We start from the raw sequence: 16831 nt of genomic DNA, 5'->3' as shown, positions 1-16831 counted from the left end.
ATGAGCAAAAAGAAACACTCAGCGAGCTCTAGTCGCTGGTTGAAAGAACATTTTGATGATAAATATGTTCAGGAAGCCCAGAAAAAAGGCTTTCGTTCGCGAGCTATTTTTAAGCTCGAAGAGATACAAGGTAAGGATAAACTGCTGAAGCCTGGTATGACGGTGGTGGACTTGGGGGCCGCACCAGGAGGCTGGTCTCAATACGCCGCAGAGCAAGTCGGTGATAGTGGACAGGTGATTGCCTGTGATATTCTACCCATGGACTCGCTTCCCGGTGTCGCATTCCTGCAAGGTGATTTTCGTGAAGAGGCGGTGCTGAATGCGTTGCTTGACCGTATCCAGCCAGACATGGTGGATGTGGTGATGTCAGACATGGCACCCAATATGAGCGGCAATCTGGTTTCCGATCAGGCACGTGCCATGTACCTCGTTGAGCTTGCATTGGACATGTGTCGTGAAGTGCTAGCACCCAACGGTTCCTTTATTGTCAAAGTGTTCCAGGGAGAAGGCTTTGATCAGTACTTGGCCGAAGTGCGTAAGATGTTTAAAGCGGTTAAAATCCGCAAACCTGATTCCTCCCGTGCACGTTCGCGTGAGGTCTACATTGTGGCTACAGGGTATAAACTGTAGTACTCTACCATTATTAATATAGTTTTTGCGGGGCTAACACCTTGAGTGACATGGCAAAAAACTTGATTTTATGGCTGGTGATCGCTGTCGTATTAATGTCTGTTTTCCAAAGCTTTGGACCAGGCGACAGTGCTGGCCGTCAAGTCGACTACACTTCGTTCGTCCAAGAAATAGGACAGGATAAAATACAGGATGTACAGTTCAACAATCGCGAACTGAAGGTGACGCGTCGTGATGGCACCGGCTATGTCACCTACATGCCTGTGATGCAAGATCCTAAATTGCTGGACGACCTGATCAACCATAAAGTTCAGGTGCGCGGTACACCACCTGAAGAACCCAGCATTCTTGCGTCTATTTTCATCTCTTGGTTCCCGATGTTGCTGCTTATCGGTGTGTGGATTTTCTTCATGCGCCAGATGCAAGGCGGTGGCGGCAAAGGAGCGATGTCCTTTGGTAAGTCCAAAGCACGCATGATGAGTGAAGAACAAATCAAAACCACCTTTAACGACGTTGCTGGCTGTGATGAAGCCAAAGAAGATGTGAAAGAATTGGTGGATTACCTGCGCGATCCAAGCCGTTTCCAGAAGCTCGGCGGTAAAATTCCGACCGGTGTTTTGATGGTGGGTCCTCCAGGTACGGGTAAAACCTTGCTGGCAAAAGCCATTGCCGGTGAAGCAAAAGTACCGTTTTTCACTATATCAGGTTCTGACTTCGTTGAAATGTTCGTCGGTGTGGGTGCATCCCGTGTTCGCGACATGTTCGAACAGGCGAAGAAAGCCTCGCCCTGCATCATCTTCATTGACGAGATTGATGCGGTAGGTCGTCAGCGTGGAGCAGGCCTTGGTGGCGGGCACGATGAACGTGAACAGACACTGAACCAGATGCTGGTTGAGATGGACGGTTTTGAAGGTAACGAAGGCATTATCGTTATTGCAGCAACTAACCGCCCGGATGTACTGGACCCTGCGCTTCTGCGCCCTGGCCGTTTTGACCGTCAGGTGGTAGTAGGTCTGCCAGATGTTCGCGGCCGTGAGCAGATTCTTAAAGTTCACATGCGCAAAGTCCCGCTGGGTAGCGATGTTGAAGCATCACTGATTGCTCGAGGTACGCCGGGTTTCTCAGGCGCCGATCTGGCTAACCTGGTGAACGAGGCCGCCCTGTTTGCTGCACGTGGTAACAAGCGCGTTGTTTCTATGGTTGAGTTTGAACTTGCCAAAGACAAAATCATGATGGGCGCTGAGCGTAAGTCGATGGTGATGTCGGAAGAGACCAAAGAGTCGACGGCTTACCACGAGGCGGGACATGCGATTGTTGGCCGACTGGTGCCGGAGCACGATCCGGTATACAAAGTGTCTATCATCCCACGTGGCCGCGCGCTGGGTGTGACGATGTATTTGCCAGAGCAGGATCGCGTGAGTATGTCGCGTCAGCATCTGGAGTCGATGATTTCAAGCTTGTATGGCGGCCGTTTGGCGGAAGAGCTGATTTACGGCCCTGACAAAGTGTCTACCGGTGCGTCCAATGACATTGAGCGCGCAACCGATATTGCCCGTAAGATGGTGACGCAATGGGGCTTCTCTGAAAAGCTGGGGCCACTACTTTATGCAGAAGACGAAGGCGAGGTCTTCCTTGGCCGCTCAGTGACCCAGAGCAAACATATGTCTGATGAGACTGCGCGTCTTATTGATAGCGAAATTCGCGAACTGATTGACCGTAACTACACCCGCGCACGTAAGATTATCGAAGAAAATATGGACATCATGCACGCAATGAAAGATGCATTGATGAAATATGAGACAATCGATGCCGCGCAGATTGATGACCTGATGGCACGTCGTCCAGTTCGTGAACCTGCTGGCTGGAGCGCGAACGATAATTCAGACAACACGCCGAGCACGCCAAATGCAGAAGCCAGCACTGATGTGCCGCCATCCTCTTCTGGCGAAGTGGAAACAGGCAATAAGCCTGTAGATCCAGACGGCAAGTCGGAAGCGTAATTGTACGTTGAATATAACAAACCCCGGGATAACTCGGGGTTTTTCTTTTGCCAATAGAAATTTTTCACTTCGAACAAAGCCTTCTCATGAAACTTTTTAATCAATCCAAAATGCTTGATCTGTCATCACCTCAGGTGATGGGAATCCTTAACGTCACGCCGGATTCATTTTCTGATGGCGGTAAGTTTAACCAGCTGGATGCGGCATTGCGCCATGCGGAAAGCATGCTTGTATCCGGTGCCACTATTTTGGATATCGGTGGGGAGTCGACGCGACCCGGGGCGGCCGATGTGGCGGAACAAGATGAGCTGGACCGTGTCATCCCTGCGATAGAAGCCATTCGCTCCCGCTTTGACTGTTGGATATCGATTGATACAAGTAAAGCCTCAGTCATGCGTGAAGCCGTATTGGCCGGGGCAGATATGATTAACGATGTCAGGGCATTGAGGGAGACGGGGGCGTTAGAAACAGCTGCAGAAACAGACGTGCCAGTCTGCCTTATGCATATGCAGGGGCAGCCCCGTACCATGCAAGCAAATCCTACCTATCAAGACCTGTTTGGTGATATTTTCAGCTTCTTTGATGAACGGATAAAAGCATGTGAAGAAGCAGGGATTAACCGGCAAAAGATAGTCCTAGATCCCGGCTTTGGTTTTGGCAAAACCCTGACCCATAACTACCAGCTACTGGCTCAGCTAGACGCATTTCACCGTTATGGACTGCCTGTACTGGCCGGTATGTCAAGAAAGTCTATGATTTTTAAATTATTAGAAAAATCCCCGACAGATATTCTCGGGGGAAGTTTAGCTTGCGCCACTATCGCTGCAATGAAAGGGGCACACATCATCCGCGTCCATGACGTGGCTGAGACCTCTGATGTTATCCGTGTTGTACAGGCAATGCGGGAGGCGGCGGAATTTTTGGGAGAAACACAATGACAGAACGTAAGTACTTTGGCACCGACGGTGTTCGCGGTAAAGTGGGTCAATTTCCTATTACTCCGGATTTCATGCTCAAACTGGGCTGGGCTGCTGGTCGCGTACTGAGCCAACAGGGCACCAAGAAAGTACTGATTGGTAAAGATACCCGTATCTCAGGTTATATGTTGGAATCTGCATTGGAAGCTGGCCTGTCTGCTGCGGGTCTTCAGGCGGCATTTACTGGACCTATGCCGACGCCGGCTATTGCTTACTTGACACAAACCTTCCGTGCAGAAGCCGGGATTGTTATTTCTGCATCGCACAATCCTTATTATGACAATGGCATCAAGTTTTTCTCCTCTGAAGGCACCAAACTGCCGGACGAGATTGAGCTGGCGATTGAGGCCGAGCTTGAAAAACCCCTGACTTGTGTAGAGTCGTCGCAACTGGGTAAAGCCAAACGTATCGTGGATGCGGCTGGGCGCTATATCGAGTTTTGTAAAGGTACTTTCCCGTCAAGCATGAGCCTGAAAGGGTTAAAGATAGTACTCGATTGTGCTCACGGTGCCACCTATCACATCGCACCTTCTGTGTTTCAAGAGTTGGGTGCCGACGTGATTACCATGGGCGTTGAGCCAAATGGTACCAACATCAATGACCAGGTGGGCGCCACCGACGTACGCGCGCTGCAGAAACGTGTTGTTGAAGAGCAGGCGATGCTGGGGATCGCGTTTGATGGCGATGGCGATCGTGTGATCATGGTTGACCATGAAGGTAATAAAGTCGATGGTGATCAGATAGCCTATATCATTGCCCGTGAATCGCTTCGCCGTGGTGAACTGAAAGGTGGTGTCGTTGGGACGTTAATGACTAACATGGGCATGGAAGTGGCACTGAAAAACCTCGGTATTCCGTTTACCCGCGCAAAAGTGGGTGACCGCTACGTGATGGAGAAACTGTTGGAAAATGGCTGGACCATTGGCGCAGAAAATTCCGGCCACGTGATCTTGCTGGATAAAGTCACCACCGGTGATGCGATAGTAGCGGCATTGCAGGTCCTGGCGAGTGTTGTGGGCACTGGCATGTCACTGAAAGAGTTGTGTGATGGCATGAGCATGTTCCCGCAAGTGCTCGAAAATGTGCGTTTTAGCGGTGAAGCGGATCCACTTCAGTCTGATGCAGTCTTGTCAGCCAAAGCTTCAGTAGAAGCCAAATTGGGCGATAAGGGTCGCGTCCTGCTGCGTAAATCTGGCACCGAACCTCTGATCCGCGTTATGGTGGAAGGTGAAAACGCAGAAGCAGTTCAGGCATATGCACTGGAAATTGCAGAAGCTGTGAAGTCAAGTTGTTAAAAGCCTGACGGAGTCAGGCATTACACTGGAGCGGGAACGCTGGTTTGGTTACAAGATGTGCAAACGGAATGAAAAGTCCTGTTTTTTTCCATTTTCTACTTGTTTCACCTGCTGGCTTTGGTTAGTATTCTCCCGCTCCCAACGATGGGAGTTGCGCTAGTGAACTGAAACGATCATCTGGCTCAACAATTTGGAACATAGGTGGAACCCATGTACGAAATTCTACTTGTGATTTATCTGTTGGCTGCGCTTGGTGTCATTGGCCTGGTTCTGATTCAACAAGGTAAAGGCGCAGATATGGGAGCCTCATTTGGGGCTGGAGCATCAAACACAGTGTTTGGCTCTGGCGGCTCTGGAAATTTCCTCACCCGAATGACTGCAATTTTCGCAACAGTATTTTTTGTTCTCAGCCTCGTTTTGGGTAACTTGACTGCAAAGCAAACCGAAGTGGGCGGAGAATATGACGACTTGAGTGTGCCAGTAGAGCAGATTCAGTCAGGTGATGTGCCAGCTGCTGGTAACAACAGCGACATCCCGAACTAAAATTTTGCTGAGGTGGTGGAATTGGTAGACACGCTGTCTTGAGGGGGCAGTGCCTTAATTGGCGTGCGGGTTCAAGTCCCGCTCTCAGCACCAGTTGAAAAATCCTGAATAAGGTCATGGCACTTGAATTAGTGCGTGAGGCGACGATATAATGTGCGCCGTTCGGACGCGGGGTGGAGCAGTTTGGTAGCTCGTCGGGCTCATAACCCGAAGGTCGTCGGTTCAAATCCGGCCCCCGCAACCACTTTTAGATGATTGTTTATTGAGACCAAAACAGTCATCAGCCATGAGAAGTCGTGGCAATAGGGTCCAGTTACATTAAACCCCGACGTTCGGGGTTTTTTGTTATCTAAAGATGACCATTCGAATGGATAACTGGGCTTTTAGGCCCTTTTTTTATTTCTGGGGTTTGTATGACCGGACTAGAAAAACAGCTTCTTGCCTTGCTGGAAGCGCCTGTGAAAGCACTGGACTACGAATTGGTCGGGCTTGAGTTTGTTCGTGCAGGACAACACTCTACCCTGCGTATTTACATCGATCACGAAAACGGCATCACAGTAGAAGACTGTGCAGAAGTGAGTCGCCAGGTCAGTGCAGTGATGGATGTAGAAGATCCGATCACTGTGGCTTACAACCTGGAAGTGTCGTCGCCAGGTCTAGAGCGACCACTGTTTAAAGCTGAGCATTATCAGCGCTTTGTTGGCCATGAAGTCACGATTGTACTGAAAATGGCCATGCAGAACCGCCGCAAGTGGAAAGGTGAGATCCTTTCTGTCGAAGGCGAGACCGTCACCATTAAGGTCGATGGCAACGAAGAAGCGTTCGCCCTGAGCAATATTGCCAAGGCCAACCTGGTTCCTTCATTTTAAGGTTAAATGAGGCATTAGTTCATGAACAAAGAAATCTTGGCTGTCGTAGAAGCGGTTTCCAACGAAAAGGCAGTTCCGCGCGAGCGCATTTTTGAAGCACTGGAGACAGCGCTGGCTACAGCAACAAAGAAAAAATACGATGCTGACATCGACGTGCGTGTGGCTATCGACCGCAAAACCGGCGAATTTGATACATTCCGCCGTTGGTTAGTGGTAGAAGAAGTTACCCTTCCAACACGTGAAATCACCCTTGAAGCGGCCCAGTTTGACGACGAAACCCTGGAGCTGGGAAGCTATGTTGAAGACCAGATTGAGTCAGTAACGTTTGACCGCATCACCACACAAACTGCGAAGCAGGTTATCGTACAAAAAGTGCGTGAAGCTGAGCGCGCGCAAGTGGTTGAACAATTCATGGAGAACGAAGGTGAGCTGATCACCGGTGTGGTGAAGAAAGTAAACCGTGATGTGGTTATCGTAGATTTGGGTAACAACGCTGAAGCGGCAATTCAACGTGACGATCAACTGCCACGTGAAAACTTCCGCCCAGGCGACCGCGTGCGTGGTTTATTATATGCTGTACGCCCAGAAGCGCGTGGTTTTCAGCTGTTTATGACCCGTTCTAAGCCAGAAATGCTGATCGAGTTGTTCCGCATTGAAGTGCCAGAGATCGGCGAAGAAATGATTGAAGTGATGGGGGCGGCGCGTGACCCGGGCTCTCGTGCAAAAATTGCGGTTAAGACCAATGACAAGCGTATTGACCCTGTCGGTGCGTGCGTGGGAATGCGTGGTGCGCGTGTTCAGGCAGTGTCTGGTGAGCTGGGTGGCGAACGTATTGATATCGTGCTTTGGGACGACAATCCGGCACAATTCGTGATCAACGCGATGGCACCGGCTGATGTCGCATCCATCATCGTTGATGAAGATACCCACACCATGGATATCGCCGTAGAAGCAGACAACCTTGCGCAGGCTATCGGCCGAAACGGTCAGAATGTTCGTCTGGCTTCTCAGCTCACTGGCTGGGAATTGAACGTGATGACAGTGCAAGATCTGCAGAAAAAACATCAGGAAGAAGCGGGACAGTCAATTGAGCTGTTCAGCAAGCACCTGGACATTGATGAAGACTTCGCAGCCGTATTGGTTGAAGAAGGCTTTACCACACTTGAAGAAGTGGCCTACGTACCAGCAGCTGAACTGCTGGAGATTAACGGTCTGGATGAAGATACCGTAGAAGAATTGCGTAGCCGCGCGAAAGAAGCGCTGACCACCATTGCGTTGGCGAAAGAAGAAATCCTTGAAGGTGCAGAGCCCGCAGAAGACCTGTTGGGTCTGGAAGCTTTGGAGCGTGATTTAGCGTTCCGCCTGGCGGCGAAAGGCATCTGCACTCTGGAAGATCTGGCTGACCAAGGTACTGACGATCTTTTGGATATCGAGGGAATGGATGAAGTTAAAGCGGGTGAGCTGATTATGGCCGCGCGCAATATTTGCTGGTTCAGCGACGAAGCTTAAGCGCAGCAAAGGAGGAGCAGAATGTCAGAGGTTACAGTTAAAGCGCTGGCGAACGAAATTGATACGCCGGTAGAACGTTTGCTGAAGCAATTTCAAGATGCAGGCATTCAGAAATCGGCAGACGACAATGTAAGCCAAGATGAGAAACAAACCTTGCTGTCTCACCTCAAGCGAGAGCACGGTGATGATGGTAGCGCTCCAACTCGACTGACGTTACAGCGCAAAAAACGCAGCACGCTGAGTGTTTCTGGTGCTGGCGGAAAGAGTAAGGATGTTCAGGTAGAAGTACGTAAAAAGCGTACCTACGTGAAGCGCAGTGAATTAGAAGAACAGCGTGCAGCACAAGAAGCTGCACAACGTGAAGCTGAAGAAGCAGCGAAGCGTGAGGCAGAGGAAAAGGCCCGTCGCGAAGCTGAAGAAGCAGCGAAACGTGAGGCTGAAGAAAAAGCAAAACGTGAGGCTGAAGAAAAGGCCAAGCGTGAAGCAGAAGAAAAAGCACGCATTGCGGCAGAAAAAGCAAAAGCTTCGAACGAGACAGCTGAAGAGACGGCTGCTCGTCAAGCAGCTGAGGCGCAAGCGAAGAAAGAAGCTGATGAACTCAAGCGTCGCCAGGAAGAGGAAGCCAAGCGTAAAGCTGAAGAAGAAAGTCAGCGCCAGCTAGAAGAGGCACGCAAAATGGCAGAATTGAATGAAGAACGTTGGAGTCAACAAGAGGCTGCAGTTGTTGAAGTAATGGAAACAGCAGATCATCACACCACCACATCAAAATATGCACGTGAAGCGGAAGACGAAGCAGATCGTCGCCAAGAAGCTGCGCCACGTCGCCGTAAGAAGAAAAAATCAGCGCAAGAGAAAGACGAGGTGTCTTCTTCCCGTAGCCGTGGTGGTAAAGGCGGTAAATTAAAAGGCCGTATGGCGAAACCAACCTCTATGCAACATGGCTTCCAAAAGCCTGCGCAGAAAGTGACCCGTGATGTAGAAATTGGTGAAACTGTCACTGTTGCTGAACTGGCTAACAAGATGGCTGTGAAAGCGACCGAAGTGATCAAAACCATGATGAAGATGGGCGCCATGGCAACCATCAACCAAGTGATTGATCAGGAAACAGCGCAGTTGGTTGCGGAAGAAATGGGCCACAAAGTGGTTCTTCGCAAGGAGAACGAGCTGGAAGAAGCGGTGCTGTCAGATCGTGATGGCAACGCGAAGCTGGAGCCCCGCGCACCGGTTGTCACCATCATGGGTCACGTTGACCACGGTAAAACGTCGCTGCTGGACTACATCCGTAAAGCACACGTTGCATCGGGTGAGGCGGGCGGTATTACCCAGCATATCGGTGCATATCACGTTGAAACCGAAAACGGTATGATCACCTTCCTGGATACTCCGGGACACGCAGCGTTTACCTCGATGCGTGCACGTGGTGCGAAGGCAACGGATATCGTGGTACTGGTTGTTGCTGCAGACGATGGTGTAATGCCACAGACTATCGAAGCCATCCAGCACGCGAAAGCGGCGGACGTTCCTCTGATTGTCGCCGTGAACAAAATTGATAAAGATACGGCGAACCCGGATCAGGTGAAAAACGAGCTGGCACAGCACGATGTTATCCCTGAAGAGTGGGGCGGCGAGAACATGTTTGTTCACGTTTCTGCGAAGCAAGGCATCAATATTGACGCATTGTTGGAAGCTATTCTGCTGCAATCTGAAGTGCTGGAACTTCAAGCTGTTCGTGACGGTATGGCAAGTGGTGTGGTTATCGAATCACGCCTGGACAAAGGCCGTGGTCCGGTAGCAACGGTGCTGGTTCAGGAAGGTACGCTGAAGAAAGGCGATATCGTTCTGTGTGGCTTAGAGTATGGCCGTGTTCGCGCTATGCGTGACGAGAACGGTAAAGAAGTGGATGAAGCTGGCCCGTCTATTCCTGTGGAAATCCTGGGTCTGTCAGGTGTACCACAAGCAGGTGACGAAGCGACGGTTGTCCGTGACGAGCGTAAAGCACGTGAAGTAGCCCTGTACCGTCAAGGCAAGTTCCGTGATGTGAAACTGGCTCGTCAACAGAAAGCGAAGCTTGAGAACATGTTCTCTAACATGGCTGAAGGCGAAGTATCTGAACTGAACATCGTACTGAAAGCGGACGTTCAAGGCTCGGTTGAAGCGATTGCTGAATCACTGGTGAAACTGTCCACTGACGAAGTGAAAGTGAAGATTGTTGGCTCTGGTGTAGGCGCAATCACTGAAACTGACGCAGTACTGGCCGCGGCGTCTAACGCTATCCTGGTTGGCTTTAACGTACGTGCTGATGCCTCTGCACGTAAGACCATTGATACTGAAAGCCTGGATCTGCGTTACTACTCCGTTATCTACGCATTGATCGACGAAGTGAAGCAGGCAATGAGTGGTATGCTGGCGCCTGAGTTCAAGCAGGAAATCATGGGTCTGGCTGAAGTACGTGAAGTGTTCAAGTCACCGAAACTGGGCGCAATTGCCGGTTGTGTGGTGTCTGAAGGTACTATCAAGCGCAACAACCCAATCCGTGTACTGCGTGACAACGTGGTTATCTATGAAGGTGAGCTTGAGTCGCTGCGTCGCTTTAAGGACGACGTACAAGAAGTGGCAAAAGGCTACGAGTGTGGTATCGGCGTTAAGAACTACAACGATGTCCGCGTTGGCGACCAAATCGAAGTCTTTGAAGTGGTCGAAGTCAAGCGTACTATCGACTAATAACCGACGGTAACCGGTTGTTTATAAACACCATGGGGGGAAGTGCGTGGCACTTTCCCCCCATTTCTTATGAGAGAAGAGCGTTATGGCAAAAGAATTCAGCCGTACTCAACGCGTATCGCAGCAGCTGCAAAAAGAAATTGCACTGATCCTGCAACGCGAGATAAAAGACCCACGCATTGGTATGGTGACTGTTTCCGGCGTAGAAGTGTCACGCGACCTTGCCTATGCCAAAGTATTTGTGACTTTCCTGACCATGGGGGATCAAACCCCACAAGGCGGCCTGGAAGCACTCCAGGAAGCGACGGGCTATATCCGTAGCCTGCTTGGTAAAGCAATCCGACTGCGTGTTACGCCTGAAATTACCTTCTATTTTGATGCGTCACTGACGGAAGGTATGCGTATCTCCAACCTGGTTTCACAAGCGGTGAAATCAGATGAAGCGCGCCGCGGTGATGTGGATGGAGAGGAAGAGTAATGGGTCGCCGTCCACGTCGTCGCGGACGTCCTGTTGATGGGATTATCCTGCTGGATAAACCCACCGGCATTACGTCAAACGCAGCATTGCAGAAAGTTAAAAGCATCTACTTTGCGGAGAAAGCGGGTCACACAGGGGCGCTGGATCCACTGGCTACCGGTATGTTGCCGATTTGCTTTGGTGAAGCGACCAAGTTTTCCCAGTTCCTGCTGGACTCAGATAAACGTTACCGTGTGATCGCCAAGCTCGGCGAGCGCACCGATACGTCTGATTCTGATGGTGAAGTGGTAGAAACCCGTGAAGTGAAAGTCAGCCTTGGCGATCTGGAGCGTGCTATTGCCTCTTTCCGTGGCGAAACCATGCAGGTACCTTCGATGTTCTCGGCATTGAAGTACGAAGGTAAGCCGTTGTACGAATACGCCCGTAAAGGCATTGAAGTACCGCGCGAAGCCCGCAAGATCACGGTTTACGATATCTCATTGCTGCGCTTTGAAGGCCATGAAGTGGAAATGGAAGTGCATTGCTCGAAAGGCACTTACATCCGTACTATCGTGGATGATCTTGGCGAAATGCTGGGCTGTGGTGCCCATGTGACCATGTTGCGTCGCACCGGCGTCTCCCGTTATCCGTATGAAAAAATGGTGACGCTGGAACAACTGGAAGCATTGCTTGAACAAGCGCGTGAACAAGGTATCCAGCCACGTGAGTTGTTGGATCCACTGCTTCTGCCACTGGATACTGCGGTACAGGACCTACGTGAAGTGAACCTGTTACCGGTAGTAGCAAGTTATGCCCTGCAGGGCCAGTCGGTACAAATTCCGAATGCGCCTGCAGAAGGGGAAGTGCTTCGCATGACCGTAGGGGATGACCACACGTTTATCGGTGTTGGTGAAATCGATGCTGATGGCATGTTGAAGCCCCGCCGTCTGGTGCGTACGTCCCAGCAATAAATTTATGGTGTGATGAATACAACAGCGGTTGCCTTAACAGGGGAATCGCTGTAGAATTCGCCGCCTCGGGTGTTGGCTGAATCAGAGATTGGCTGACACAAATTAAAACCTTTTACATTTAGGAAATGACTATGTCTCTGAATGCAGAAACTAAAGCAGCAATCGTTGCTGAATACGCACAAGGCGCAAACGACACGGGTTCTCCAGAAGTACAGGTAGCTCTGCTGACTGCTTCTATCAACCACCTGCAAGGCCACTTCGCTGAGCACAAAGGTGACCACCACAGCCGTCGCGGCCTGCTGCGCATGGTTTCTCGTCGTCGTAAGCTTCTGGACTACCTGAAGCGTAAAGACGCTGACCGTTACCTGGCACTGATCGCTCGTCTGGGTCTGCGTCGCTAATAAGCCGCTGGCTTTTAAGCATCGCAATCTGAGAAGGAGCCTTGCGGCTCCTTTTCTTGTTTTATGTCTTGCCCGGTTTCCCTGCAATTCAGACTACAGTGTCAGCGTGCTTGTCACGTTCCCCGCATTGGCGGATAAACCACCAGCATCAAACGGATTATTGGGTTTTTGCGCACGAAACTTTCTGTCGCAAGTTAACGAAAATCAGATAGCCGTGTATAATGTTGGCGCTTTCATCGGACTCACAGTCAACCACGTCGACCATCAGGTCGCGACTATTGAGAAAGCTCTTCAACACCGTGAGAACTTTGTCATTAGTCGCGATTGGTGAGCCCGTTGAACGTTAAGTAATTCAGCGCAACCGTGCGCGCAACAACAAGGAATTTCTCGTGAATCCAATCGTAAAAACATTCCAGTACGGTAACCACACCGTAACGTTGGAAACCGGCGTAATGGCGCGCCAGGCGACTGCTGCCGTGATGGTGAGCATGGACGATACTTCTGTATTCGTATCAGTCGTTGGTAAAAAAGACGCGGTAGAAGGACAGGACTTTTTCCCGCTGACGGTTAACTACCAAGAGCGTACTTACGCGGCAGGTAAAATCCCAGGTGGCTTCTTCAAGCGTGAAGGTCGTCCTTCTGAAGGCGAAACCCTGACTGCACGTCTGATTGACCGTCCAATTCGTCCTCTGTTCCCAGATCACTTCAAAAACGAAGTTCAAGTGATTGCGACCGTTGTTTCTGTTAACCCGAACGTTAACCCAGACATCGTTGCGATGATTGGTACCTCTGCGGCGCTGTCTATCTCTGGTATCCCATTCAATGGCCCAATTGGTGCGGCGCGTGTGGGGTATATCAACGATGAGCTGGTTCTGAACCCAAGCAACAAAGAGCTGGAAGAGAGCCGTTTGGATCTGGTGGTTGCCGGTACTGACAATGCCGTTCTGATGGTTGAGTCTGAAGCTGACCGCCTGAGCGAAGAGCAAATGCTGCAAGCAGTCGTGTTCGGTCACGACCAGCAGCAGGTTGTTATCAACGCGATCAAAGAATTCGCAGCAGAAGTGGCGACACCTGCATGGGAATGGTCTGCACCTGAAGTTAACACTGAGCTGAAAGCACGTGTGGCTGAGCTGGCAGAAGCACAGCTGACAGAAGCGTACCAAATCACTGAAAAAATGGCGCGTTACACCCGAGTGGGTGAAATCAAGTCTGCGGTTGTTGAACAACTGCTGGAGCAAGACGAATCTCTGGATGCACGTGAAATCCAGGGTATGTTGAGCAGCCTGGAGAAGCAGGTTGTCCGTAGCCGTATCATCGCGGGCGAGCCTCGCATTGACGGCCGTGAGAAAGACATGGTGCGCGCGCTGGATGTCCGTACCGGTGTTCTGCCACGTACCCACGGTTCAGCGCTGTTCACCCGTGGTGAAACCCAGGCACTGGTTACCGCGACGTTGGGTACCCAGCGTGACGCGCAAATCATTGATGAAATCACTGGTGAGCGTACTGATAACTTCCTGTTCCACTACAACTTCCCTCCATATTGTGTGGGTGAAACCGGCTTTGTAGGTTCACCGAAACGTCGTGAAATTGGCCACGGTAAACTGGCGAAGCGTGGTATTGCGGCTGTTATGCCATCTCAGGAAGAGTTCCCGTACACCGTTCGTGTAGTTTCTGAGATCACTGAATCTAACGGCTCTTCTTCAATGGCTTCTGTGTGTGGCTCATCGCTGGCGCTGATGGATGCAGGTGTGCCCATCAAGAAATCTGTTGCGGGTATCGCAATGGGTCTGGTGAAAGAAGGCGACGATTTCGTGGTTCTATCTGACATCCTGGGTGACGAAGATCACCTGGGCGATATGGACTTTAAAGTGGCGGGTACTGACGATGGTGTGACTGCACTGCAGATGGACATCAAGATCGAAGGTATCACCAAAGAGATCATGCAAATTGCCTTGAACCAGGCGAAAGGTGCGCGTCTGCACATCCTGAATGTGATGGATCAGGCCATCTCTTCTGCGCGTGACGATATTTCTGAATTTGCACCACGTATCCATACCATCAAGATCAACCCAGAGAAGATCAAAGATGTGATTGGTAAAGGCGGCGCAGTGATTCGTGCCCTGACAGAAGAAACCGATACCACCATCGAAATCGAAGATGATGGCACGGTGAAGATTGCCGCGACCGACGGCGAGAAAGCAAAAGCGGCTATCGCACGTATCGAAGCGCTGACCGCAGAAGTGGAAGTGGGCCGTATTTACACCGGTAAAGTGACCCGTATCGTTGACTTCGGCTGCTTCGTGTCGGTGATCGGCACCAAAGAAGGTCTGGTGCACATTTCACAAGTGGCAGACAAGCGCATTGAAAAAGTGTCTGACTACGTAGAAATGGGACAGGAAGTACAGGTTAAAGTGCTGGAAATCGATCGCCAGGGCCGTATTCGCCTGTCAATGAAAGAAGCGGTAGAGCAAGCGCCGGACGCTTCTGAATCTGACGTACAGCCACAAGCTGACGCATAATAACGGTTTACGCTGTAGCGTGAAACACGGTATAAAAAGGGGGCGATGCCCCCTTTTTGTTTTTCAGGAGAAAAGCACACATGCGAAAATTTAACTGGCTGCCACTGACTATATTGGGATCGGCACTGCTGCTGTCTGGCTGTGCGGCCCCGTCGTCAGTGAGTAACAACCAGCCATGGCATATGTTGCCGATGGCGGTGCCTTTGCAGCCAACTACGCAGCAGGAAGTGCAACTCGCGCGCATCGACCAGATCTTGCTCAGGAACGATCTGACAGAAAAAGACCGGGCGCTGCTTTACTATGAGCGTGGCCTTATCAATGACAGCCTGGGACTTCGCGATCTGGCGCGTCTTGATTTTAATCGTTCCCTGTCCTATAACCCGGCACAATCAGATGTGTTCAATATTCTCGGGGTATATTTTACCCAAAGCGGTATGTATGACGCCGCCTATGAAGCGTTTGATTCCAGTCTTGAGCTGAATGAAAAACACCAGTTTGCTGAGCGTAACCGCGGTATTGCCCTGTATTACGGTGGCCGTTATGAACTGGCTATTCGGGATTTGCGCAAACATTTTCATGACGACGAAAATGATGCCTACCGTGCCCTTTGGTTATATCTGGCAGAGCTTGAGTATTTTGGGCCAGAGAAAGCAAAACAAGAACTGAGAGAGCGCTACAATCGCTCAGATAAACTCGACTGGGGCTGGCTGTTGGCCCGCATGTATCTCGACGATATCAGTGAAGAAGCGTTTTTCCAGAAAGTGATGAACGACAGTACAGACAACGCCCAGCTGGCGGGAAGGCTGTGTGAAGGGTATTTCTACCTCGCCAAGCGTTATCAGGCCCAGGGGGACATCAGTTCTGCTGTGGCGTTGTATAAACTTGCCATGTCCGGCAATGTGTATGACTTTGTCGAACATCGTTACTCGATGCTGGAGCTTAGTCGTATTGCCTATGAGCTGAACAACCCGTCCTGATTCGTCTTTTCCTGTTGATACAAAATGTTTTCCCATTGATAGAGAAAGAAAAAGCCGCAATGCGGCTTTTGTTGTTTCAGTGCGCAGGTTAAGACTGTATCGCCATACCTTCAATGCTGTGCCAGTAACCATTACAGAAATGGTTTTTGGGGGCGAAACCGGATTCGCCGCGTTTGAAACCGGCCAGTACATCCAGAGTTTGCATGCTTTGTGGGCTAATACGTATGACATCGACCAAACCCTCCATTGAGGCGATGTCTGCGCTGAGGTCATAACAATACCCGGATTGGGTCTGAATGCCGTTCAGGGTAAAGACGGGTTGGCCTTCCTGGCTTTTTACCTCCAATCCTTGTGGGTAGTTGATGCAGCAGGTTTCGCACTTGTCTTTCGGGCGGTTTTCTGCCCGGGCACTGAAGCAACGGGCAGAGTAGGCCAGCGGTAAGTGACCATAAGAGAACACTTCCACTTCAAACTGGTTGCGGATACCCATCGCATCAGCCTCAGCCAGCACTTTTTGCAGCCACTCACGGGACAGCTCTACTGGCATACACCAGCGGGTCATGCCTTTTTTGAGCATCACCTGCAACGCTTGTGCGTTGTAAAGGTTCAGCGCTGGGCCTGCGACAAACGGGATGCCTTTCTCGTGGGCAAGCTGAATGGCAGACACGTCGTTGGCTTCAATGATGAACTCCCCGTTGTCGATATAGGTCTGCATCACCCTGACTTCGCTCGGCGCTTCCAGCAGCGCCATGGTCGACAACACCACTTGCTTGCCGCTGGCAGCCAGTTCACGACCGAGGTTCATCCAGTCAGCAGGACGCATTTCACGGCGCTTCGAACAGACGGTTTCGCCCAGGTAGACGATATCAGCGTCGCTGCCTACCGCGGTTTGATAGAAGGTTTCAACATCGTTTTTAGGCCAGAAATAAAGAAGTGGGCCAAGTGAATATTTCATGGGTTAC

The 16831-nt window shown here is 50.8% G+C and carries 13 protein-coding genes, 2 tRNA genes and 1 pseudogene; 15 read left to right on the top strand and 1 reads right to left on the bottom strand.

Annotated features, from left to right (window positions below; all coding sequences use genetic code 11):
* The 15 genes and pseudogenes from rlmE to nlpI all read left to right on the top strand — a co-directional run bounded on the left by rlmE (position 1) and on the right by nlpI (position 15869).
* A complete protein-coding gene (rlmE, locus tag AC6IB1_RS13910; protein WP_005503872.1) occupies positions 1–630 on the top strand; it encodes a 23S rRNA (uridine(2552)-2'-O)-methyltransferase RlmE in 630 nt (209 codons plus the stop codon).
* Between the two features lie 50 nt (positions 631–680).
* Positions 681–2505: pseudogene (gene ftsH / locus AC6IB1_RS13905) on the top strand (ATP-dependent zinc metalloprotease FtsH); the annotation flags it as partial.
* Between the two features lie 211 nt (positions 2506–2716).
* Positions 2717–3568: a dihydropteroate synthase gene (folP, locus tag AC6IB1_RS13900; RefSeq protein ID WP_497567150.1), complete on the top strand. Its 852-nt coding sequence runs from the start codon at positions 2717–2719 to the stop codon at positions 3566–3568.
* A complete protein-coding gene (gene glmM / locus AC6IB1_RS13895; protein WP_497567149.1) occupies positions 3565–4902 on the top strand; it encodes a phosphoglucosamine mutase in 1338 nt (445 codons plus the stop codon). Before folP ends, glmM begins: the two co-directional genes overlap by 4 nt.
* 210 nt (positions 4903–5112) lie before the next feature.
* Positions 5113–5445 (top strand): preprotein translocase subunit SecG, encoded by a 333-nt coding sequence (gene secG / locus AC6IB1_RS13890; RefSeq protein WP_005503868.1) that lies wholly within the window; start codon positions 5113–5115, stop codon positions 5443–5445.
* Between the two features lie 6 nt (positions 5446–5451).
* Positions 5452–5538: transfer RNA gene (locus AC6IB1_RS13885), tRNA-Leu, on the top strand.
* A 74-nt stretch (positions 5539–5612) separates the two neighbouring features.
* Positions 5613–5689: transfer RNA gene (locus AC6IB1_RS13880), tRNA-Met, on the top strand.
* A gap of 169 nt (positions 5690–5858) precedes the next feature.
* Positions 5859–6314 carry a ribosome maturation factor RimP gene (gene rimP, locus AC6IB1_RS13875; RefSeq protein WP_005503867.1) on the top strand — a complete coding sequence of 152 codons (456 nt, stop codon included), beginning with the start codon at positions 5859–5861 and terminating at the stop codon, positions 6312–6314.
* A gap of 21 nt (positions 6315–6335) precedes the next feature.
* Entirely contained in the window at positions 6336–7823 is a 1488-nt protein-coding gene (gene nusA, locus AC6IB1_RS13870; protein ID WP_497567148.1) for a transcription termination factor NusA, read from the top strand.
* Between the two features lie 21 nt (positions 7824–7844).
* On the top strand, positions 7845–10544 hold the full coding sequence (infB, locus tag AC6IB1_RS13865; protein WP_497567147.1) for a translation initiation factor IF-2: 2700 nt from the start codon (positions 7845–7847) through the stop codon (positions 10542–10544).
* A gap of 85 nt (positions 10545–10629) precedes the next feature.
* Positions 10630–11022 (top strand): 30S ribosome-binding factor RbfA, encoded by a 393-nt coding sequence (gene rbfA / locus AC6IB1_RS13860; protein ID WP_497567146.1) that lies wholly within the window; start codon positions 10630–10632, stop codon positions 11020–11022.
* Positions 11022–11972, top strand: coding sequence for a tRNA pseudouridine(55) synthase TruB (gene truB / locus AC6IB1_RS13855; RefSeq protein ID WP_497567145.1), 951 nt, complete (start codon positions 11022–11024; stop codon positions 11970–11972). Before rbfA ends, truB begins: the two co-directional genes overlap by 1 nt.
* A 131-nt stretch (positions 11973–12103) precedes the next feature.
* Entirely contained in the window at positions 12104–12373 is a 270-nt protein-coding gene (rpsO, locus tag AC6IB1_RS13850) for a 30S ribosomal protein S15 (RefSeq protein ID WP_497567144.1), read from the top strand.
* Positions 12374–12762: 389 nt separating this feature from the next.
* Complete coding sequence (pnp, locus tag AC6IB1_RS13845) at positions 12763–14892, top strand: polyribonucleotide nucleotidyltransferase (protein WP_497567143.1); 2130 nt, start codon at positions 12763–12765, stop codon at positions 14890–14892.
* Between the two features lie 80 nt (positions 14893–14972).
* A complete protein-coding gene (gene nlpI, locus AC6IB1_RS13840; protein WP_497567142.1) occupies positions 14973–15869 on the top strand; it encodes a lipoprotein NlpI in 897 nt (298 codons plus the stop codon).
* Between the two features lie 88 nt (positions 15870–15957).
* On the opposite strand, the gene AC6IB1_RS13835 is transcribed toward nlpI, so the two are convergent.
* On the bottom strand, positions 15958–16824 hold the full coding sequence (locus tag AC6IB1_RS13835) for a U32 family peptidase (RefSeq protein ID WP_497567141.1): 867 nt from the start codon (positions 16822–16824) through the stop codon (positions 15958–15960).
* Positions 16825–16831 lie beyond the last annotated feature (7 nt).

The organism is Grimontia sp. THUN1695 (genome assembly GCF_059704325.2).
The sequence above is the reverse complement of the archived record's forward strand: the minus strand, read 5'-3'. Positions and strand labels throughout refer to the sequence as shown.

Coding starts and splice junctions, on each gene's coding strand:
- rlmE (WP_005503872.1), top strand. CDS start 1: ATGAGCAAAAAGAAACACTCAGCGAGCTCTAGTCGCTGGTTGAAAGAA.
- folP (WP_497567150.1), top strand. CDS start 2,717: ATGAAACTTTTTAATCAATCCAAAATGCTTGATCTGTCATCACCTCAG.
- glmM (WP_497567149.1), top strand. CDS start 3,565: ATGACAGAACGTAAGTACTTTGGCACCGACGGTGTTCGCGGTAAAGTG.
- secG (WP_005503868.1), top strand. CDS start 5,113: ATGTACGAAATTCTACTTGTGATTTATCTGTTGGCTGCGCTTGGTGTC.
- rimP (WP_005503867.1), top strand. CDS start 5,859: ATGACCGGACTAGAAAAACAGCTTCTTGCCTTGCTGGAAGCGCCTGTG.
- nusA (WP_497567148.1), top strand. CDS start 6,336: ATGAACAAAGAAATCTTGGCTGTCGTAGAAGCGGTTTCCAACGAAAAG.
- infB (WP_497567147.1), top strand. CDS start 7,845: ATGTCAGAGGTTACAGTTAAAGCGCTGGCGAACGAAATTGATACGCCG.
- rbfA (WP_497567146.1), top strand. CDS start 10,630: ATGGCAAAAGAATTCAGCCGTACTCAACGCGTATCGCAGCAGCTGCAA.
- truB (WP_497567145.1), top strand. CDS start 11,022: ATGGGTCGCCGTCCACGTCGTCGCGGACGTCCTGTTGATGGGATTATC.
- rpsO (WP_497567144.1), top strand. CDS start 12,104: ATGTCTCTGAATGCAGAAACTAAAGCAGCAATCGTTGCTGAATACGCA.
- nlpI (WP_497567142.1), top strand. CDS start 14,973: ATGCGAAAATTTAACTGGCTGCCACTGACTATATTGGGATCGGCACTG.
- AC6IB1_RS13835 (WP_497567141.1), bottom strand. CDS start 16,824: ATGAAATATTCACTTGGCCCACTTCTTTATTTCTGGCCTAAAAACGAT.